Below are 19,513 nucleotides of genomic sequence, written 5' to 3'. Positions count from 1 at the left end.
ATAATTTATTGATAATTATGGGTTTAAAGTGATTTTTTTCTTGTTTGAGAGGGTGGGGGCCATGAGGTGTACCCCCTGTTTTATCGCTTGCAAAAAAAAGAAGCCTGTAGTTATAGCCAGTGATGCCCGTTAAAGATTTATGCAACCGTGGAAATCGAACAGGGGCCCTGTTGTTGGACAACCCGTGTCTCACCTAAATCAAGTCTTAGAAAGGACCCTTTCCTGGTATCAGTAACAGAGCACCTTCTGGTTGAAATTATTTATGACGAGTTCATGTTTTCTGAATGAGCATTTTAAATGGAAATTTTTTTCGTGCTGTTAAGGGTTTACCCACGTTTATCCGTGTGTTCTGATATATTCACTGCTTAACTCAATGATGCCTTTTATTTTGAAGTTAATATACCGGAGAAAAAGAACCATTTCCTGGTGTTCTAAGTTTTTATGGTCGGTTGTGATACTCGTTGGAACAGAATGTATTAGTTTGCTGGTAAAGGTGTATATGAAGTTGTATTCATCCTCAAGACCAACTTCTTTAGCCTTTTGATTCCATCTCCAAACCATGTTTTTGCTTACCATTTCTTTCACATCTTCCGGGAAGTTGTCCTCGAAGTTTTCTTTTTCATTTGCTATTTCAGTCAGGGATTTTTCTATCATATTCATCTGGTTTTTCCTGACCAGAACTGCCTGAAAACCATATCCATTAAACTTGGCTTCCTCAGAAAAAATTGAAAAACTCATGTCAGCTTCCCTGTCGATTATGTTTTTTACATACTCAAAGAGCGTTTCTGCGGCCTTGGTAGCCTCCTCCGTTTTCTCCATCAGTCTGATCTCCCCTAGTCTTTTTTCAGTAAGTTCTTTTTCCTTTTTCTCCATTTTTTCAAGGAAAGCCACCTCCCTGTTCATTTGTTCCTGAAAATTAGCCCAGTATTCGCGCTGGCCTTTAAGGAGTTGAGAGTAGTATACCACTCCGTAACGCGAATTTTTTGTGAGCAGTTTCAGCCATACACTCATCTCGAATATATAGCGCGTTACTGAAATTAAACTGAGGCTTTCAATGTAGTTAAAGTTATTTTCCGTAAATAGTCGGAGCTTTACGAGACAGTCTCCAAAAACCGAATTACACCAGTCTTCAGCAATTTTGGGATTGAAACTGTCTCTCTTTTCTTCCGTTCTGAACAGTTGAGCGGCTGCATCAAGAACGCTCCGGTGATCTCTTATATTTTTCACTAAATCCGCTATTTCCTGTTCGTACATTTCATACCTTCTATTTTCTGATTATGTTCGGATAAATCCTAACACAGCTTTTCTGTTAGGCAATGTTAAGTGTGTGGCCCGGTCAATCGGCCTGACTGTGATGTCTGATGTTTCTTTTTTCATGGATATTCTGTTGAGCGGCATATCCTTCATAAGCCAACGAGTATGTCGCTTCGCTCCGCTTTTTTTGCCGCTTCCCGTCCTACGGCCGGAAACCGGCAGATGCAAAGTGCCGTGCCCTCACTGTAGCCGGGCCGCTTCGCCTGCAAGGGAAGCTTCGCCGCCATCCTCACCCGTTCCCCGCCGTGCGCGGGACATTCAGTCCGCTCCGGCGGCGCGTGCGGCTTCCGGTGTCGCCCCTGCCTGCTCCGCTTTTCGCCCGTCTTTGTGGTGGTCACGGCACCACAGGGGTGCCCCCTGAAACTGAGGAGCATAACTATGTCCCGATTCATGCGTGGCGACAGCGTACAGATCATGTCCGGCTTTCCGGATAACAGCATCGATTTCATTCTCACCGATCCGCCGTACCTCGTCGGCTTCAAGGACCGGTCCGGCCGTTCGATCGCCAACGACGTTAACGATGAGTGGGTGCTGCCGGCGAGCCAGCAAATGTTCCGCGTACTCAAAAACAACAGCCTGGCAGTGAGTTTTTACGGCTGGAACCGCGTGGACGTCTTCATGCAGGCCTGGAAGGCGGCGGGCTTCCGTGTTGTAGGGCACCTCGTTTTCACCAAAACCTACGCCTCGAAATCGGCGTTTGTCGGGTATCAGCATGAGAGCGCCTACCTGCTGGCCAAAGGGCGCCCGCCGCTGCCGGCAAACCCGCTGCCAGATGTGATGCCCTGGCAGTACACGGGCAACCGTCACCACCCGACGGAAAAGCCGGTAAGCGTGCTACAGCCGCTCATCGAAACCTTCACGAAGCCCGGCGATCTGGTCCTGGACCCCTTTGCCGGCTCAGGCTCGACCTGCGTCGCCGCGGATCAGAGCGGGCGCCGCTGGATTGGTATCGAACTGCTGGAGCAGTACCACACCGCCGGCCTGCGTCGTCTCGGCGAACTGCGCGCCGCCCGGGCCGCCTGATTTATTCACCTTAACCAGACCAGAAGGACAGCACAATGACAGCTCAGACCCTGAATACAGAACTAACTCAGCTCACCGACGACGTGAACGACCTGGAGGAATCGCTTTACGAGTTTCATTTGCGGCTGCGGGACATGGTAAAGCGCAACCTTTACCGCGGCGCCTCGCCGGCGCAGAAAATGGCGGGGGTACTGATTGAGGATATCGATTTACAGCTCCTTGACCTTTACCGGCGTGCCGCCCTGATGCGCAGCCACCTGAATTAAGATGCCGGGGCGGTCATTTTTCGACCGCTCCTTTTCAGTTCGCTGGTACTGCCGCCGCTGTGCTTTTATCCACAGGGTTCCGGCCGGTTTATTCACCGGTCTGTGGACAACAGGCAATAAGGATGTTGCTGCGCGCCGCTTTATTCCGCCTTGCGGCGGGACAGGACAGAAAACCCGGTCCGTGCGGTCTGCGGCCGGTGCCGTGCCTTCACTTTAGCCCGACCGCTGCGTGATCAAGAGATCGCTTCGCTCGCCTCCTCCCCCGTTCGCACTCCCTCCGCCGCGCTTACTCCCGTCGCGCTTCCGCTCAATATTCGCGTCAGCGCCGTGCGTAATCACGGCTCCGCTCGCTTGCGCTGCGGCCTCGTCGTCGCTCCTGATCACTCCGCTTTTCGTCGGGCTGTCATTCAGGCACGGCACAGGCCGGAACTGTAATCCCCTTTGACTGCGGAGATATCTGATGAACACACAATTCCACGTTTACCCGCCAGCGTCTGTCCTGGCAGATTTTGTCAACCTGCGTTTTCTGCCTTCCCTGTTTGGCCACGACTACGCGCAGGCTGAAAACAACGTTTACCTCTATGCCAGCCGCTATCTGGCCAACTATGACGGCACGGTGTGGGACTTCGTACAACTGGCAGGCGGCGGGGGCTACATGAAGCCCGAAGGGGAAGAGCGCTACATGTATTCAAACCCTTACCACTGGACGGAACTGGAAATCAGCGCTGACGCAGCGGGGATCATCATCACGGCGCTGGTACTCAACCACCGTAGCTGGCTCTACGACCGTCACGACGACGAGGAACTGTGTGCGCACTTCTGCCAGCGCCACCGCCAGCTGATGGAGTTTGTGAAAACTCATCCCGAAGCCGCCGCCATTTTCTGCGCCCTGAACTGATAACACACGGGGCGGCGGGGCCGCCCCTACAGAGGAAAACACTATGTACGGAACCGTTAACGAGCTTTGTGCCCGTCTCAGATCCTGTTTTAAGCCCGACGAACTCATGACGCTGATTATCTGGACGAAAAATGACGTGCTCGCCGTGCTCGATGATTCACGGATCACCGATGAAATCGCCGACGAAATTTTAAGACGCATTGAATGGCAGGGCGGGCAGCACGACAGCGGTGTGGGACTGGATGCCTTGCAGGGCATAGCGCAAAGCCTGCTTGATGAGGCCGAGCAGGCCCGCGAAGCGACGGTGCCCGCCGCCGCGCTCGAAATTGCGCTCAGGGTGGCGTGGGATTTTATGCGCCTTGAGGACGCACAGAGCGGCGAGGGGGCGGCCGCGCGGCTGTATCCGGACGAAACAAAGGCACTTTTACGTGTCAGCGCCGCGCTGAGAGCGCAGGCAGACGAATAACAACCCAGTGACAGCGCGGGGGCGGCGCAGCCGCCCCCGATGAGGAGCTAAAAAATGTACGGAACCGTCAGCCAGCTTTACCACCGCCTGAAAACCGAATTTCAGGGCGAGGAAAAAATCACACTGATCATCTGGCGTAAAGAGGAGGTGATGAAGGTACTCAGCGAGGAGCACATCACGGAGGAAACCGCCGCCGAAATCGTGTGCGACCTCTCGACATGGGACAGGGATGCACAGCACGAAGCCGGCGTGGGTGCTGAAACCCTTCGGTTTATCGCCAGTGGCGTCCGCTACGCCGCCTCTCGGCGTAACCGGCCGGTGACCATCGCCGCCTCAGATCTCGCTGTTCTGGCAGAGGCCGTTGAACGCTTACTGAACACGGGGGGCGATGAAGACCCCAGCGATATTGAGGAAGCACTCAGACGGGCTTACCACGCCATCGATCAGTAACTGGGCGGAGCAGGGCAGGGAGGCCCGCCGCCCTTTCCGGCCCGGGCGAAAAACCGGCCGCCTGCGGCGGCAGAACGGCACAAGACACGCCTGGCGGCGCGCTTCCTGCCGTTCTGCTGATTCCGGCAGCGTGCAGGGGATCAGGGAAAATAGAACCAGGCCGTTGAGATGAGATCGTTATTAATTTCAAAAACGGCAATGCTTTCAAGCGGAGAGGGTGACAGGCCGTGAATGAATTCATGATCGAACACTTTATTCCCCAGCACCGTTCTGGAAATCAGTTCCGCTCTGAGTGCGGGAATGTTGAAACGGTTGTTAATGTAGAAATCACGCAGCGCCGGTTTGCCCTGTGTTGAGGGCGTTTCAGCAGGCATACGGTAGCCCTTAAAATCATCTGCAAAGCAGGCCATGAAAGCGTCGATATCATGCGCATTGTACGCCTCAAACTGAGCAGCAACGGGACGGGTGACTGACATGCCGGACCTCTCCTTTGTGAATTAATATGCTTTTTATTAGCATTAATATTCAATAGCGAAGGCGGTTTAACAACACTTTTTTCAGTCTGCCGCAGTTTCACAGCAAAAGGTCTTTTACCCCGGGCGTCCGGGCGGCTGTCATGCTTCGCACAGAGCCGGCAGGCCGTCTCTGCCCGGGACCGGCCCCGTTCCGGTTCCGGTCCAGCGGGTTTCCATCCTGACGCAACGGCTGCAACCGGCTGTCGCCGGTGCTTTAACCGCCCCGGCAATGAGCCGCCGTGGCTCTGATGCGCAGTGCCCTGCCGCTGCGTTTCTCCGCGCGGCCGGCACTGCGGTGCTGTCCGCCTCATTCCCTCTTTCATCATGCCGGTTTACGCCCACACCGGGGCTGATACAGCCACGGTCCGCCTTGCCGTCCAGGATGGAATAAACAGCGTGGACATTTTTTCATGAAGCCCAAAAAAATGTCCCGCTGTCCTGGTCGGTCTGCGTTGGACCGCGCCAGTTAACGCCCCTGCGGCGTGGGATCTCAACCGGGTGATGAAACACCACAGGAAACCACAGCCGTTCAGCTCACAGGTCAACACCGCGGCGGAGAAACTCACCGGGTGATGATTTTTAAAAGCCTAAAAGGGGATATGCCATGTCAGTACACGAAACAATGCCGGAAACCACCACGAAACCTGCTGTAAAAAAGGGCGGTAAAAAAGCCACTGCCCCCCGCGCCAGCGTGGAGGCGGTACTGGAGAATGCCGTCACCGTCATGCACACACAGGACCAGCTTACCCTGTCGCCGCATCAGGCCCGTAACATGGCGCATACAGACAGCGAAATCCGTGAGCTTGCTGACTCCATTGCCCGTGTCGGACTGCTCCAGAATCTTGCAGGCCATACGATGCCTGACGGCAAAACCGGTATCTGTGCAGGCGGTGGTCGCATGAAAGCGGTGATGTTACTGACAGCCGAAGGGCGCTGGCCAGCCGACCGGCCTCTGCCCGTCCTGATGGTGCCGGAGGACATGGCGCGTGTGGTATCCATGACCGAGAACGGCAAACGCCGCGACATGCACGTTTCCGAACAGATTGTTAACTTCCGCGCGCTTACGGAGGAAGGCCGCAGCGAAGGGCAGGTGGCCGACCTTCTGGGGTTCAGCGTGGCCCATGTCAGACGCTGCCTCAAACTTGCCGACCTCTCTCCCGCGCTGATGTGCCTGCTGCGAGAGGATCGCATTACGGTCGCCCACTGTCAGGCGCTCACGCTTGCCGGAACGCCTGAGCGGCAGGATCAGATTTGGGAAGCGGCGATCGCAAAGGTGTACGGCGGCAACCTGCCGTCTCCTGACATGCTGAAGCGCCTCGCCACGGATACCGACATCCGTACAACCAGTGCGCTGTTTAATTTTGTGGGGCGGGAGGCTTACGAGACGGCAGGCGGGGCCGTGCAGGAGGATTTATTCAGCGATGATGAGGGCGGCTGGGCCGATGCGCTGCTCACTGAAAAGCTGGCGCTTGAAAAGCTGAGGGCCGTAGCGGAAGACGTGCGCGGACGTGAAGGATGGGGGTTTGCGGAAGCGCGGCTGTCTCAGGTAAAGACCTGGGCTGATCGTGACACATGGTGTTTTCTGCCGGAGCCGGAGCCGCAGTTTTCCGCAGAAGAAGCAGAGCGCGTGGCGCAGCTTGAGTTAGTCATTGAAAATGACGAATTTGATACTGATGAGGATGAACAGGCGGCGTATGAGGAACTCGCTGCTCTGACTGCAACCGCAATTACGCGCGGCTGGCGTACAGAGGATAAGGCCCGTTGCTGGATCGTTGTCTCTCTGGATGACGGTGAGGTAGTCATCCAGCGGGGTCTGGCCCTCGTTGATGACCAGCAGACAGAAACTAAGGAAGACGGAACCGACGACAGCACGGCAGACAGTGGTCAGGTTTCGCCGCCTGAAAAAGGCGTTGAGGCCTATTCTGCGGCACTGGTCAGGTCAATGTCCTGTGAGCGCACTCTTGCCGTCCAGGCAGCGCTGTTTCAGCAGCCTGACACTGCCCTCACGCTGCTCACCTGGACGCTGTGCCGACAGGTCTTCGGGGGAAGCGGGCTGGGCCATTCCCCCGTCAGTATTACGCTGAATCCCCGAACCGGAGCCATGTCTGCTCAGGCCCATACCGGAACAGACGGGCGGGGATACCGCGAAATGCAACACGAAGAAGGGGCGTTACGTGAACTGCTGCCGGAGGGATGGAAACTCGATTTTACCCTGCTCGCTGCGCTGCACCACGATACGCTGAAACGGCTGCTGGCGTTCTGCGTGGCATCGTCACTCGACGGTGAACAGGTTCGCGTAAATGGTCATACACCCGACTGTGCGCTTGATGCCACCGAGGCGGCGCTGTTCTTCCACCTTCGCGACTGGTGGCAACCGGATGCGGCGTTCTTCGGACGCATGAGCAAGGCGCAGACTGCCGATGCTCTGGAGGCCACAGGGCGCGGCGATCTGGCCAGAGGGGCAGAAAAGATGAAAAAAGGAGACGCTGCTGAACTGGCGGCGCAGACCTTAGCGGATTCCCGCTGGCTGCCTGAATGGCTCAGTGCCCCGCTGCCGGATACCGACAGCGAAAGCGCCACTAAACACGACTGACAGCAGGGTGCAGGGCAGGGAAGCCCACGCACCTTCTGGCTCCGGCGGGAAACCCTGCCGCCTGCGGCGGCGGTGCGGGAAGCCCCGCGCCTGACGGCGCGGCCACCACACCCTTTTCTGACAACGGTATTCATCATAATGCCGTTCACCTCCATTTTTTCAGGCTGGTTAAGGTGAACAGGTGGCCTGAATTGCCCTTTTCTCCCGTAACACTCAGGTCAAATGCTTTTACCCCGGGCGTCCGGGCGGCTGTCATGCTTCGCACAGAGCCGGCACGCCGTCTCTGCCCGGGACCGGCCCCGTTCCGGTTCCGGTCCAGCGGGTTTCCATCCTGACGCAACGACTGCAACCGGCTGTCGCCGGTGCTTTAACCGCCCCGGCAAAAAGCCGCCGTGGCTCTGTGGCCAGCCCGCGGTTGCGGGCTGCAAATTCCCCTTCTGACGTCTTTCCCGCTGTTTCGGTCATGCCTTGCGCGGAGGGCTTGTCGTAGCACCGCCGGTTCGTGAATAAAAGGGTTGAAATGTACGCCGCCAAAAACTTTTCGCCAGGGGCCGCAAAAACTTTTTGTCGTCGCCCCTTTTATTCCCGCCCTTCGTCGTCGCAACTCTGCCCTTCGCCGCGAAAGGCCAGACCGGAAAAGAAAAAAGCCGCGTCAGAGGAAGCCTTTTTTCGGCCCGCATCCGGTCGGCTGGTCTGCCAGCGCTTCAGGAGCCGGAATTTTCAGGCAAATAAAAGGAGTCCTGCCCGTGAACACGACGATCCCCCCTTACCGCGGCACAGCCGATCAGAAACCTTCTGTGGGGCTGCCGTCCGGCCCGTTTGGCCGTCAGACCGCCAGCGCTCTGGTGAGCGCATACCGCAACGTTTTCATCGAGAACGACGCGGGTACGCACTTTCAGTTAGTTATCCGCGATGCGCAGGGCGGGCTGATCTGGCGGGCGTGGAATTTTGAAGCTGAGGCCGGATTCGGCCTTACGACCTACATCAGGGGATACGGCGTCAGGCGCTGAAAAACAGGCCTGGCTGAGCGGTTATTCAGTCAAGCCCGACCCGAATCATTATTCAGGAGATCACACCATGTCAGAGAAACAGCACAGTGTAAAACTGCTGCCCGTCCTTACCGCTTCGGCGTTACGTTCGCCGGTGTCGCAGACCGACATTGCACGGGTTATGGGCGCGTACTGCTTTATCCAGCTCGATAACGGCGATGAGGCGTTTTATCACCACGGGCATTTTGTTACCTGTTCCGATGCAGGCAGTAACGAACCCTCCGTTGTCGATACAGCCCGTCAGTCTGCCCGCGCCGGAGGCATGCCGCTCCGGATGTTTGAACTTCCGCTGCCCGTCCAGGGGGATGAGGAATGGTGCTGGAATGACGTTGCGGAGGCGCTTGCCCGCAGTGCCATGACAGAAAACGTCAGAGCGTCAGTGACCGTCACCGGCTGTATGACAAAGCTGGGCGACAGAGGCATCCATTTCTGCTCGCATCCCCTGCTGAGCGGCGTTAACAGCAACCTGTGGTTTCCTGTTGGTGAGAATGAAGACTGGTTTTCGGCGGTTGAGCGGGTTCTTGTCATGAATGGCCTGGCTGAAAACCTGACGGCGCTTGATCCGCTGCGTGACTGCAAAGAATACACCGACTGGAAAGCCACTTATAACCGCAAAGTCATTATTTGATAAAACGGGGCCGGACACGTCCGGCCCGTTCTGACACGAATGAGGTACGTTACATGCATAGTTTTTCATTACCTGAATGCCACACGCTCAGAGCGGCTGAAACCCTCAACGTTGCCGATTTATCCTGCCTGGCAGAACAGGTGACGGATCTCCTGCCGTTTGATGCTGATAATGCCAGCCGTGCAGGCGCAGCCGCTGCCGCTCTGACCGCCTTCGCCCGCTATACCGGACTGAATACCGACGGCGAATCTGCCGAAACCGTTATTGTCGATTTCCTCACTGACCTGATGCATTTATGCAGTGAAACCGGCATGCCGCTCTGCGAAATGCTCCTTTCGGCCAGTCGTCACTGGCAGGTTGAACAGGACGCGTAGCGCACCAGCCTGCGCGGACCATGTAACCGCGTGACAGGTACAGCGTTAATACTGCTTTCGGAGACAGGCGATCATGATCACGTCACTGAGCTACACAGAACAAAGATTCAAAGAAATTAAGGCATGTCTCAGTTTCCTGCGCGAACTTGTGAGCCAGCCGGATGAGGAAAATTGTGAGGAACTGATGCAGGGTACGCTGTGGCGCTTAGCCGGTGAGATCACAGAAACCGTGACTGACTGGACACTGGCCCGGCCCAGGCTGCCCCTTTCTTCCGTCCAGGCGTGGGCCGAGGCCATCAGGCTGGTACGAACCCAGCCTGATGGCCTCGGTGATTATCTCTGCCGGTCGGCAAAAAAGGAACTCAAAATGATGCTTCAGTCTGATTCCTAGAAGGGAAATGCGTGCATCATCTGGATACTTACGCGTTATATCTGAACGAAAAACAGAAGATTTAATCGCCGATAAAGTGTGACTTTGTTTCACAACGTGCTATTATAAGTGTGACAAAGTTACACACACCGGAGGGCGTATGACAGTAACAAAACTGAGGCAGCAGGGCGGGGCGGTTGTGCTGACCATTCCAAGCGACATTGCAGCCAGAGCAGGCTGGAGCGTTGGCACACTGCTGGACGTTACCGCAGACGGGGATGCCGTGAGTATTCGCCCGTCAGGTCGCGTTGCCCGTGGCCGTAAGACGGTGGCGCAGCTACTGGCAGGGATTGACCAGGATGAAATCCGCCAGTTCAACGACGAAATCAGCGACGGCGCGATTGACAGACCTCAGGGAAGGGAGTTTATCTGATGGTATCGCGCAGAATCCCGCAGAAAGGTGAAATCTGGCACGTTAACGGCGATCCGGTTGAGGGAAAGGAGTTTAAAGGGCCGCACTATTACCTTGTGATTTCTCCCAGGGAGCTTGTTGCGGCGCTGGGAACGGCGGTATGTGTACCGATAACGAGTGGCGGTGGGGCCGCGCGTTCGCAGTCCGTGACGGTCTGGTTAGACGGAGACAGCACCGAATCGGGTAAGGTGACGGGCGTTGCACTTTGCTATCAGTTACGTTCGCTCGACCTGGCTGCCCGTAAGGCCACTTACAGCACAAAGGTGGCTCCCCACATCATGGACGAGATCCTGTCGATGGTCGTGGATTTAATCGACCCGCGCTGAAAGGCGCGGTTTCACTTTCTGCATTCTGCGCGGTGCAGCTCCGCAACAAAAAACGCAAGGGCCGGACAGCGCCGGTGCTGCCGCACCGGCCTTATCCGTTTTTGTGCACATCAAAGCAATCCGTTTCCTGGTATCCGTGTTCCTTCTGACTTTCCTTTTCTGTTCCTTTTTCAAAAGCCACTTCACGGGCAGGGCCATGGCCCCCTTCGGCTCCTGCCCTGGCGGGCAGTCGTCAGCCTCACTCCGCTAAGGCGGCAGAGCCGCCTAGCTCCGCCGAACCCGCGGGCGGGTTCGTGTAGAGTCTGATGGCGAAGGTCAACGTCAACGGCTGCTGACGGCTGGCGCCGTCGCTTTAACCGCCCCGGCAAAAAGCCGCCGTGGCTCTGTGGCCAGCCCGCGGTTGCGGGCTGCAAATTCCCCTTCTGACGTCTTTCCCGCTGTTTCGGTCATGCCTTGCGCGGAGGGCCTGTCGTAGCACCGCCGGTTCGTGCAGAAAGGGGTGAAATGTACGCCGCCAAAAACTTTTCGCCAGGGGCCGCAAAAACTTTTTGTCGTCGCCCCTTTATGCCCTCTCTTCGTCGTCGCAACTCTGCCCTTCGCCGCGAAAGGCCAGACCGGAAAAGAAAAAATCCGCGTCAGAGGAAGTCTTTTTCGGCACCCGCAGCCCTCCGGACAAACCGCAGCGCGCTGTACAAACCGGATCTCACAGCATGAGGACTTCATGATGAAAAACGTATCAGCCTCCAGCATCCAGGACACGCAGGATTTGTCCCTCGATGCCTTTATGGACCTGTGTGACTACGTATGGACGCACGGCGAATTCCTGGGGCCGTCTGGCCTGTCGCGTGATGATTTTAACGGGCTGGAGGTGATTGATGAGCCGACAGAAGAACCGGACGCGCGGAAAGTTTACATGCGCGACGGCTGGCCTGTTGCCGTCTACGAATTTGATATCGGTTACACCGTTATCCGTCGTCAGGTCTGACAGGTAGCAAAGAAAAAGGGCGGAAATTCCGCCCGTTCACCCCGGACGCCACGACCAAATGACCGTCCGGAACGTCAACAGCAATAAGGAGTAAATCATGAAAACTGCTGACCGCAGCATCATCACACCCTCCGCCGGATATGTAAAGCCCGGCGGGAAATCATCTCATACGCGCTATCGTCACGCCGATCCGGATGTGCGTGAGATTCCGGATGAAATGCGTGCCCGTGTCCGTCACGTAGCGCACTGCGTCCGTAAGCGCAGAGCCGTCCGTGTGCCTGCCATGAGCAGCAGTGAATGGGGGCAGTTTCTCCGTTCGCTGGAGATCCACCGGGCTGTTGCCTGACTGATTGCCTGCCGTCCCTAAACGGGGCGGCATTACACGATAATCTCAAATCCGGAGTGTGATAATTATGGCCCGTTTATTTAATGGTTTTCGTTCTGCAAACAGCATTCGTCGCGACCGCCCACTTACAGATGATGAGCTGCGTCAGATTGTCCCCAGCGTGTTTTCTGAAGATAAACATGATTCACGCAGTGACCGCTACACCTATATCCCTACAAGCCATATTCTGACTCGCCTGCGTAAAGAAGGTTTTGAACCGTTCTATGCCTGCCAGCAGCGCGTGCGCGATCAGGGGCGCGTCGGTCATGCAAAACACCTGCTGCGCCTGCGTCGTCGTGATCAGATTATTGCCTCAGAAGTCTCGGAAATTATTTTGCTAAACAGCCATGACGGCAGCAGCAGCTACCAGATGATCCCCGGACAGTTTCGCAGTATCTGTTCCAACGGCATGGTGTGCGGAGAAGTGTACGGCGAAATCCGTGTGCCGCATAAAGGTGACATTATCAGTCAGGTGGTTGAGGGGGCTTATGACATCCTTAATCGGTTCGAGGCGATTGAACATTCACGCGACGAAATGAAGGTTATCTTGCTTGATCATCGTGAACAGGTAGCCTTTGCCGAAACGGCGCTGGAGTTTCGCTATGACGGCCAGCATATTCCGGTCACTGCTGATTCAGTTTTGCAGGCCCGCCGTAAGGCAGACAATCCGAATGACCTCTGGACTGTTTATCAGCGCACACAAGAAAACATTATACGTGGTGGATTACGTGGCCGGACGGAGAAGGGAGCAGTGACAAAAACCCGCGCGATAAACGGCATTGACGGCGACATAAAAAACAACCGTTTTCTCTGGTCCCTTGCCGAAAAAATGAAAGAACTTAAATCCTGATTTGCACAAAGGGGCTAAAAAAGCCCCTTTTTTATATCTGTTATTTTACTACGTTACCGTGTAACGCTATTCAGTGATTGTACCTGTCACCGTATTTTTTACCTTTCTGTCACGCGGCTGTTTTTTTCCTTTTCCGTTGTCTTTCAGAACATCAGAAATTGCCCTTTCGCTGAAACCAAACTGCATTTCATCCAGTGCCGACTTGATGTCTTTTGCGTTGTAGCCTTTTTCTTTCGCCAGCATCAGAATGGTGCCACGGAGACTTTCCAGCACTTCATTTCTGGTAATGCGTTTTGGTGACAAATCTGGCAGATTTTCCAGCCTGGATTTTGCCTCATCAATCTGCTCTTGTGTAAAAAACTGCTGTGTAGCCATAACACCCTCCAGTGGAAACATCAAAAAAGGTGATTCTGCCCCGTAATGATGGAAATTTCCAGCCTCCACCCCCCATGACGCCAATTTACTTCTGGCGATTAAAGTGCCAAAATACAGTAATGAAATTCAAAGACGGGACAGGAAATGTTTTGTGACCACCGCCAGCACGCTGGCAGTGATTCCCAAAACGACCTGCTCAGGGCTCCGCCCCGAGACCCGGGTTAAGTGCCAAGGTTGAGTTATGTCGAAAAGTGAAAAGCGTCAGAGGGAAAAGTTGGTTAAATGTCGTTGCACAGATGCTGAATATGAGGCCATCAACAGGAAGGCCATTGCAGCAGGGCTGACGACATCTGAATACCTGCGCCGATCCGCGCTCAACCGCCGCATTACCGTTCGAACCGACATTCGTATGATGAACGAACTGCTACGCCTCGGCGGTCTGCAGAAGCATCTTTACACCCAAATGCAAACGAACATGACGACCGAGCTGAGCCTTCAGTTTTCTGAAGTGCTGACCAGTATCAGGGATGCCATTAACGCGCTGGATATGACGCCTGTCCCTGTCGAGGAAATGAAAGACTGATGAACGTTATCATCCCGCCGAAGCGCCGCGACAAGAAGACCAGCTTTAAGAAGCTGGTTGACTACGTGAGCACGCGTGAGGAAAAAAAACCAACGGAAGCCGCAACACGTGAAGTGGTTCGTGACGCCAGCACTGAGTACGTTTCCACGCCGGGTTTCGGTCAGCTGGTCGACTATGTCGGTCGCAAAAGTGCTGTAGCTCTTTCACAGATTATCAGCATTTCACCAGAGGGCACTCAGCGCGTACTTTCTGGTGAAGTGCTGTGTGAAACAAACTGCTTCTCGCTAGACACTGCCGCGTCAGAGATGAATCTGACAGCATCACAGAACCGTCACTGCAAAGACGCGGTATATCACTTTATTCTTTCCTGGCAGGACGATGAAGACCCATCGCCTGACGCGGTGTTCAGTTCCGTCCGCTATTGCCTTAAGCAGCTTGGCATGGAGGAGCATCAGTATGTTGCTGCTATTCATCGCGACACTGATAACCTGCACTGCCATGTCTCAGCAAACCGCGTACACCCCAACACGTTTACTGCGCAGAACATGTGGAACGATGCCGACACGCTGCAAAAGTGCTGCCGCGTGCTTGAGCGTGAGTTTGGTTTCAAAGTTGATAACGGCAGCTGGCATATGGATGAGGCTGGTGAGCTTCACCGTACCCGTCGCGAGATGCCTTCTGCTCCGCGTGGTGCTGCAAAACGCGAAATCTTTTCAGACAAAGAAAGCCTTTATGGCTATGCCGTACGCGAAACCCGTCAGATGCTAAACGACTTTGCCGAGCAGGAATGTCTGGACTGGCCGCTGTTACATAACGTGCTTTACACTCGTGGACTTGGTCTGCGCGAACAGCAGGGCGGCCTTGCAGTCTACGATCTGATGAATCCGGAAGGTGCCAGCGTGAAAGCGTCTGACGTTCACCCTGCTATCAGCCATGCGGCCATGGTTAAGCGTTGGGGAGATTATCAACCGGCACCACCACCATCAGATCCTGACAATCATGAAGCAGGGATACTCGTCGTTGATAAATTCTACATGCCTCAGCTGCACGTGCGCGATCAGGAAGCACGTCGTGAACGCAGAGAAGCCCGTGCCATTGCGCGCGATATCCTGCGTGCACGTTATGACGCGTACCGCAGTGGCTGGGAAAAACCTGACCTGCGCGCGGGTGAACGGTTCCGTCAGATTGCCTCACACTGTGTGGTTGCCAAGGCCCACGTCCGCGACACTGTCAGAGACCCGCTGATGCGCAAGCTGATGTACCGCGTGGCCGAGTTTGAAAAGATGAAAGCGATGGCCGAACTGCGCCTGCAGCTTCGCGAGGAGCGTCAGACTCTGAAAGAGACAGGAGACAATCGTCCACTGAGCTGGAAGTCATGGGTTGAACGTGAAGCTTCCAAAGGAGACGCAGCTGCGCTCAGTCAGATGCGCGGCTGGGCTTACCGTGATAAACGGGCTGCACGTCAGCAGAAAAATGCGTGGCCAGAACCTAACGTCATTGTTCATTACGGCGCGGGAGATAATGCTCCGGCAATTAAATCCAGTGAACATGAAACGCGAGTACTGCGAGACGGCACAGTCAGCTATCTACGCGACGGCAAGCCAGCCGTAACCGACTTTGGTGACAGGGTCGAGATTTATCCTGCGCCTGACAGCAAGTCTGACCGCTTTAACAATGATCTTGCTGCAGAGCTTACAGCCTGGCGCAGCGGAGAGAGCACTGCGCTGACGGGTGAGCAGAAAGCTGTGAACCGCGTGCTGTATTCCGGCGTGGTGAGAAACATCACTAAACGTGACGGCCGAGAATTTAAAGTCAGTGATCCTAAGCTGATGGCCAGCGTGAATGCCACGGAAGACAGCCTGCGAAATCAGAATGTGCAGCCGGAACTCAAACAGGCCGAGCCGCAATTTAAATACGATGAAAACGTACGCATTTCAAAAAGAGATTTACAGCGTCCATAAGGGGGCGAGCAGAGAAAATTAAATAATTGATAAACCAAATTATTTAGCGCTGATTGCACAGGGTTGAAGGCCTGTACAACCAGCTAACCACAATAACCTGGATAGGAGGTCATCATGGCTGCGGTCGATCCTAGTCATTTTTCGCATCTGAGCAAGTTTTTTCCTGAATTGACTGAGATACAGGCAATTCACAGTTGCATGCTCGTTTTCGGTTGTATCTCAGTAGAGGATATCGCTGAGCTTCGTAGTGTAAGCACAGATACCGTGAATGAGTCATTAAAATCGGCTCAGAAACGACTGGGCGTCAGTTCAATGAAACTTTTAAGGGCCACGGTCATCTGCCGTGTACTCATGAGCATTTCGATGTTCATGAATAGTGTTAATTTTGGTTAAGTTTAGAATGTGTCATTTTTTTAATTAATTTTTAAAAAAAATACCCGCTCCCAAGGAGGGTGTTTTGTTTTATTGTCTATAAATTCAATAACTTGATTTGCACCCCCCTGTAAATAGGGGGGTTTACACAATTAGGACCAATCTTATTTAATGGCCGCAGCTTACAAAAACCATACAAAAACTTACAGGAACATTGATGGCTTCTCAGTCGACTCATAAGAATAAAACAGTGCTTCTCCGTCTTACTGCTGAGATGACTGACCTGTTAAGTGAGGCAGCCATACGCTCCGGCAGAAGTAATACCAGTGAAGCTATGGTCCGTCTTGAAGACAGTTTGAAATATTTTCCAGATCTCGCCGCACCAGGGCGTCGATTTAAAGCAGAAGGTAATTGTTAAAATAGCCCAGCTTAGCCGGCATTGATAATGCCGGTTCTTTTTTCAGATTTTATATGCGCACCCGCGCAGAGCTTTGTTTTGTCAAAATCCAGCCTCCGCTCTTTAACAATGTGTCCGAAACCCTGATCTCAAGGTCCTCTCTTGCCGGCACGCAATATCGGTGCGCGGAAGATGTCCGGAGGCTCTGTCATGGTCAGAATCACATCAGGGGAACCCGTAAATTACGGGGCAGGTTATAAGCGACTGAGGCATGCTTTTCGGGTCGCGTATTTCACTGACGGGCACAAATCAAAGTCGGAATTGTGGGTAGTACGTCTATATCCCAACGAATCAGTTCGATAAATACGTTTCTGGCGCCAGCGGGATTCGCGGTGTCGGTTTCCGGAAATGCAGTTTCCTGAGTTTATTAGCACTGCACCTGTGTGCAGTTGTGAAAGGGTTCATCTGTTAATTAAAACAGGGTCCCAACGAATCAGTTCGATGTAACCAGTTCGACCGATGTATTTATTACATGAGGCCCCGGTGCGTTCCACCGGGCACAACCTGTATCTGGTGATGATTAGTCTGGCGTATCCACGCAGTCGCGAACGGGTTTCCCTGCCGTATTACTCCACATAACGCAAAGATGACAACGAGCAATCAGTGCCGGCCCACTCTGTTCGGAGTGGGTCAGCCCGGAATCGCTTTAACCGCACTACAAATATTAAAACGCTCGCAAAAATCAGTATGTATCAAGGGTGAATGATGAAGCTGACAAAAAACAAACGCGAAGCTCTGCGTAAAAAATTCAAAGGATGCTGTGCTTTCTGCGGGTCTGATCTTCCAGACCGGGGATGGACGGCAGAGTATATCGGGGAAGAATATGTGGCTGGAGGGATTGCCACGGTATGTAGTGACTGCCGTACTTCAAAAGGCAGTCTCTCTCCAGAACAATACCGAGTTGTCATCGCAGAACAGCTGGAGCGCGCTAAGCGTCACAGCTCAAATTTAAGAGAAGCACTGCGCTACGGTCTTATCATTGATGCAAAAAAACCCGTTAAATTCTGGTTTGAAAAGCAAGATGAGCTTAAAGCTACGAGCCCGACCACTTCACAAGCTGCCTAAATGCTTGCTGCCCCACCTCAGTGACATTTTAAGCTTCAGTAATTAATCCAATCTCTCCATCTGGAAACCATCATGAAACCACTTCTAATGGCTGGTCTGTTCCTGTCATTCAGTCTTTTGCTGTCAGTTAACAGTTTCGCCAGTGATGCCCCGGTTAAGCAAAGCGCTGTACCCACACCGGATACGATTATCTGCAGTGAATGTATCAACGTGAATGTGTCCGTGTGGCAGTTCAAGCCTTCTGATCTGAAAGCGCAGATCGATATGCTAACCTCACTTTCTAAACTGCAGCCGTCCCCTGTTTTCTATGGACAGGGAAGCACAGGTGGTCCGACTGTCATCGCACCAGGCGCGGGACAAACCTTTATCGAAAAGTTAGACCATCTCGGTTCGCTTCAACTGAGACTTGAATGGAAGTCTGTTTCACTGCCCGATCATCCGTTGCCGCTGGCCATTAGTTCTGCTGTCGGGAATTACAGCGCCGTTCTAACCATTAATACAGACTTGCGTCAGCCATGGCGGCCGCAACCTTTTTCCGGACTGGTTCGTTTATCCCTTCATGCTGATGCTCCGGTAAATGGTAACTTCGAGAGTCTGGCCATCAAGGGGCAGGTATGGATCGGTAATGGGAGTGAGATCCTCAACATGCAGCCCTTATCTGATGGCAGCTATATCATCTGGATTATTAAGACCAGCCAATTCGGATAAACCCTAGCCGGATTTTGTTCCGGCCACAAATTTCTGTGACTTACTGCAACGCACAGCCCACCGTAAAAAGGGGGGGCTGTGCGTTGTGGTGAATGCGGCCAGCGCACGCGGGAAAACCAGCAGCGAAAACTCACTTTACGTTAAGTCTGAGGTCACCGTCCCGGGTTTGCTGGTTTACACGGGACACCGGGAGGCACCCGGCACCATAACACCCTTTTCAAAACGGAGAAGCACCCCCATGAAGCAGCAGCACGGTTAGACCGTGGCCAGATGAGCCAGTGCAGCCGTCATGAGGCTGCCCCGAGTCCCCCGAGGGAGCCAGATGCAGGTACGAACTGCACCACACGCTGGTGAGGGTTAATAAAGTAGAAGAAGGTGTGCCGGTAAAGCAGCGCGACTGCCAGACGCGCACCGGTTATCAGCGGCAACAACGCGACGCGCACCCAAGGGCATGGGCGTGGCCACTACGGTAGTGGCAACCAGTTTACCTGTCATTTCCAGCAAGCCGTATCTTCCCTGCTATCCGGAGTATTCACTATGTCATTTACCGAACGGGCAGGGCTGCTATCGGCTCTGCTGCTGGCCGGCTGTGCTTCGCCAACCACTGTTCCCGGCACTCCATCAGGCAATGTGGTCGATGGTCTGCTTACGCGAAGCGCCTCCGACATCAGTGCCATGCAATACCGTGTTTACCAGACCGGGCCTACAGCGCAAAGGCCTGTTTCAGCATCTTCTGTCAGAATTAATTCTGCTCTGTCTCCCCGGCCTTTGTCAGCGAGTACTGTGACTCAAAGTCATATGCCAAAGCCTGTAACACCGGCTATTTCCGACACTGCCGCAACTGCTGGCTTTATCCGGCAAAGGGGCGCAGCCCCCACACTTCGGGCTGCTCTACGTAAAATCGTACCAACAGGTCAGACAGTTATATTTGCCCCAGAAGTCAAACCCGACACGCCTGAACTGTGGCAGTGGGCGGGGAATGATCGCTGGCCATATGTCGTCAACAGGATGCTGGCTGACCGGGGCCT

At 54.1% G+C, this 19,513-nt stretch carries 24 protein-coding genes; 21 read left to right on the top strand and 3 right to left on the bottom strand.

Annotated elements, in window-relative coordinates; all coding sequences use genetic code 11:
* Nucleotides 1–336: 336 nt before the first annotated feature.
* Nucleotides 337–1,254, bottom strand: a complete 918-nt coding sequence (locus G5574_RS23225; protein ID WP_164483439.1) for a DUF5677 domain-containing protein — start codon at nucleotides 1,252–1,254, stop codon at nucleotides 337–339.
* A gap of 438 nt (nucleotides 1,255–1,692) precedes the next feature.
* On the opposite strand from G5574_RS23225, the gene G5574_RS23220 reads away from it, so the two are divergent.
* The 5 genes from G5574_RS23220 (at nucleotide 1,693) to G5574_RS23200 (ending at nucleotide 4,417) form a co-directional block, all read left to right on the top strand.
* Entirely contained in the window at nucleotides 1,693–2,337 is a 645-nt protein-coding gene (locus tag G5574_RS23220; protein WP_164483438.1) for a DNA methyltransferase, read from the top strand.
* Between the two features lie 35 nt (nucleotides 2,338–2,372).
* Nucleotides 2,373–2,603 (top strand): hypothetical protein, encoded by a 231-nt coding sequence (locus G5574_RS23215; protein ID WP_164483437.1) that lies wholly within the window; start codon nucleotides 2,373–2,375, stop codon nucleotides 2,601–2,603.
* Nucleotides 2,604–3,063: 460 nt separating this feature from the next.
* Complete coding sequence (locus G5574_RS23210) at nucleotides 3,064–3,501, top strand: antirestriction protein (RefSeq protein ID WP_164483436.1); 438 nt, start codon at nucleotides 3,064–3,066, stop codon at nucleotides 3,499–3,501.
* A gap of 106 nt (nucleotides 3,502–3,607) precedes the next feature.
* Nucleotides 3,608–3,967, top strand: a complete 360-nt coding sequence (locus G5574_RS23205) for a hypothetical protein (protein ID WP_342356046.1) — start codon at nucleotides 3,608–3,610, stop codon at nucleotides 3,965–3,967.
* A 54-nt stretch (nucleotides 3,968–4,021) separates the two neighbouring features.
* Nucleotides 4,022–4,417 (top strand): DUF1380 family protein, encoded by a 396-nt coding sequence (locus G5574_RS23200; RefSeq protein WP_164483434.1) that lies wholly within the window; start codon nucleotides 4,022–4,024, stop codon nucleotides 4,415–4,417.
* A gap of 140 nt (nucleotides 4,418–4,557) precedes the next feature.
* On the opposite strand, the gene G5574_RS23195 is transcribed toward G5574_RS23200, so the two are convergent.
* Nucleotides 4,558–4,893, bottom strand: coding sequence for a nuclear transport factor 2 family protein (locus G5574_RS23195; RefSeq protein ID WP_164483433.1), 336 nt, complete (start codon nucleotides 4,891–4,893; stop codon nucleotides 4,558–4,560).
* A gap of 643 nt (nucleotides 4,894–5,536) precedes the next feature.
* On the opposite strand from G5574_RS23195, the gene G5574_RS23190 reads away from it, so the two are divergent.
* From G5574_RS23190 to G5574_RS23145, 10 genes are all read left to right on the top strand, one after another.
* Entirely contained in the window at nucleotides 5,537–7,525 is a 1,989-nt protein-coding gene (locus G5574_RS23190) for a ParB/RepB/Spo0J family partition protein (RefSeq protein ID WP_164483432.1), read from the top strand.
* A gap of 746 nt (nucleotides 7,526–8,271) precedes the next feature.
* Complete coding sequence (locus G5574_RS23185; protein ID WP_244964713.1) at nucleotides 8,272–8,535, top strand: DUF905 family protein; 264 nt, start codon at nucleotides 8,272–8,274, stop codon at nucleotides 8,533–8,535.
* Between the two features lie 67 nt (nucleotides 8,536–8,602).
* Complete coding sequence (locus tag G5574_RS23840; protein WP_244964712.1) at nucleotides 8,603–9,202, top strand: hypothetical protein; 600 nt, start codon at nucleotides 8,603–8,605, stop codon at nucleotides 9,200–9,202.
* Between the two features lie 53 nt (nucleotides 9,203–9,255).
* Nucleotides 9,256–9,576, top strand: a complete 321-nt coding sequence (locus tag G5574_RS23175) for a hypothetical protein (protein ID WP_164483392.1) — start codon at nucleotides 9,256–9,258, stop codon at nucleotides 9,574–9,576.
* 73 nt (nucleotides 9,577–9,649) lie between these two features.
* Nucleotides 9,650–9,967: a hypothetical protein gene (locus G5574_RS23170; RefSeq protein ID WP_164483431.1), complete on the top strand. Its 318-nt coding sequence runs from the start codon at nucleotides 9,650–9,652 to the stop codon at nucleotides 9,965–9,967.
* Nucleotides 9,968–10,106: 139 nt separating this feature from the next.
* Nucleotides 10,107–10,379: an AbrB/MazE/SpoVT family DNA-binding domain-containing protein gene (locus tag G5574_RS23165; protein ID WP_164483430.1), complete on the top strand. Its 273-nt coding sequence runs from the start codon at nucleotides 10,107–10,109 to the stop codon at nucleotides 10,377–10,379.
* On the top strand, nucleotides 10,379–10,744 hold the full coding sequence (locus tag G5574_RS23160) for a type II toxin-antitoxin system PemK/MazF family toxin (RefSeq protein ID WP_164483429.1): 366 nt from the start codon (nucleotides 10,379–10,381) through the stop codon (nucleotides 10,742–10,744). The genes G5574_RS23165 and G5574_RS23160 overlap by 1 nt, the downstream gene beginning before the upstream one ends.
* Before the next feature lie 721 nt (nucleotides 10,745–11,465).
* A complete protein-coding gene (locus G5574_RS23155; protein ID WP_164483428.1) occupies nucleotides 11,466–11,729 on the top strand; it encodes a hypothetical protein in 264 nt (87 codons plus the stop codon).
* A gap of 97 nt (nucleotides 11,730–11,826) precedes the next feature.
* Nucleotides 11,827–12,075, top strand: coding sequence for a hypothetical protein (locus G5574_RS23150; RefSeq protein ID WP_164483427.1), 249 nt, complete (start codon nucleotides 11,827–11,829; stop codon nucleotides 12,073–12,075).
* Nucleotides 12,076–12,142: 67 nt separating this feature from the next.
* On the top strand, nucleotides 12,143–12,964 hold the full coding sequence (locus G5574_RS23145; RefSeq protein ID WP_164483426.1) for a DUF932 domain-containing protein: 822 nt from the start codon (nucleotides 12,143–12,145) through the stop codon (nucleotides 12,962–12,964).
* A gap of 66 nt (nucleotides 12,965–13,030) precedes the next feature.
* Here G5574_RS23145 and G5574_RS23140 read toward each other — a convergent pair whose 3' ends face one another.
* Nucleotides 13,031–13,423 (bottom strand): mobilization protein MobC, encoded by a 393-nt coding sequence (locus tag G5574_RS23140; protein ID WP_164483425.1) that lies wholly within the window; start codon nucleotides 13,421–13,423, stop codon nucleotides 13,031–13,033.
* A 157-nt stretch (nucleotides 13,424–13,580) separates the two neighbouring features.
* Between G5574_RS23140 and mobA the strand changes: the two genes are divergently transcribed.
* The 6 genes from mobA to G5574_RS23110 all read left to right on the top strand — a co-directional run bounded on the left by mobA (nucleotide 13,581) and on the right by G5574_RS23110 (nucleotide 18,485).
* Nucleotides 13,581–13,922, top strand: a complete 342-nt coding sequence (gene mobA / locus G5574_RS23135; protein WP_164483424.1) for a plasmid mobilization protein MobA — start codon at nucleotides 13,581–13,583, stop codon at nucleotides 13,920–13,922.
* On the top strand, nucleotides 13,922–15,883 hold the full coding sequence (traI, locus tag G5574_RS23130) for a TraI/MobA(P) family conjugative relaxase (protein ID WP_164483423.1): 1,962 nt from the start codon (nucleotides 13,922–13,924) through the stop codon (nucleotides 15,881–15,883). The genes mobA and traI overlap by 1 nt, the downstream gene beginning before the upstream one ends.
* A 114-nt stretch (nucleotides 15,884–15,997) precedes the next feature.
* Nucleotides 15,998–16,276 (top strand): helix-turn-helix domain-containing protein, encoded by a 279-nt coding sequence (locus G5574_RS23125; protein WP_029571092.1) that lies wholly within the window; start codon nucleotides 15,998–16,000, stop codon nucleotides 16,274–16,276.
* Between the two features lie 196 nt (nucleotides 16,277–16,472).
* A complete protein-coding gene (locus tag G5574_RS23120) occupies nucleotides 16,473–16,673 on the top strand; it encodes a TraY domain-containing protein (protein ID WP_164483422.1) in 201 nt (66 codons plus the stop codon).
* Nucleotides 16,674–17,414: 741 nt separating this feature from the next.
* Entirely contained in the window at nucleotides 17,415–17,777 is a 363-nt protein-coding gene (locus tag G5574_RS23115; RefSeq protein WP_244964711.1) for an HNH endonuclease, read from the top strand.
* 72 nt (nucleotides 17,778–17,849) lie between these two features.
* Nucleotides 17,850–18,485 carry a hypothetical protein gene (locus G5574_RS23110; protein ID WP_164483421.1) on the top strand — a complete coding sequence of 212 codons (636 nt, stop codon included), beginning with the start codon at nucleotides 17,850–17,852 and terminating at the stop codon, nucleotides 18,483–18,485.
* Nucleotides 18,486–19,513 lie beyond the last annotated feature (1,028 nt).

The organism is Pantoea stewartii (assembly GCF_011044475.1).
GTDB classification, from domain to species: Bacteria; Pseudomonadota; Gammaproteobacteria; order Enterobacterales; family Enterobacteriaceae; genus Pantoea; species Pantoea stewartii.
This window is presented reverse-complemented; position numbering and strand designations above follow the sequence as displayed.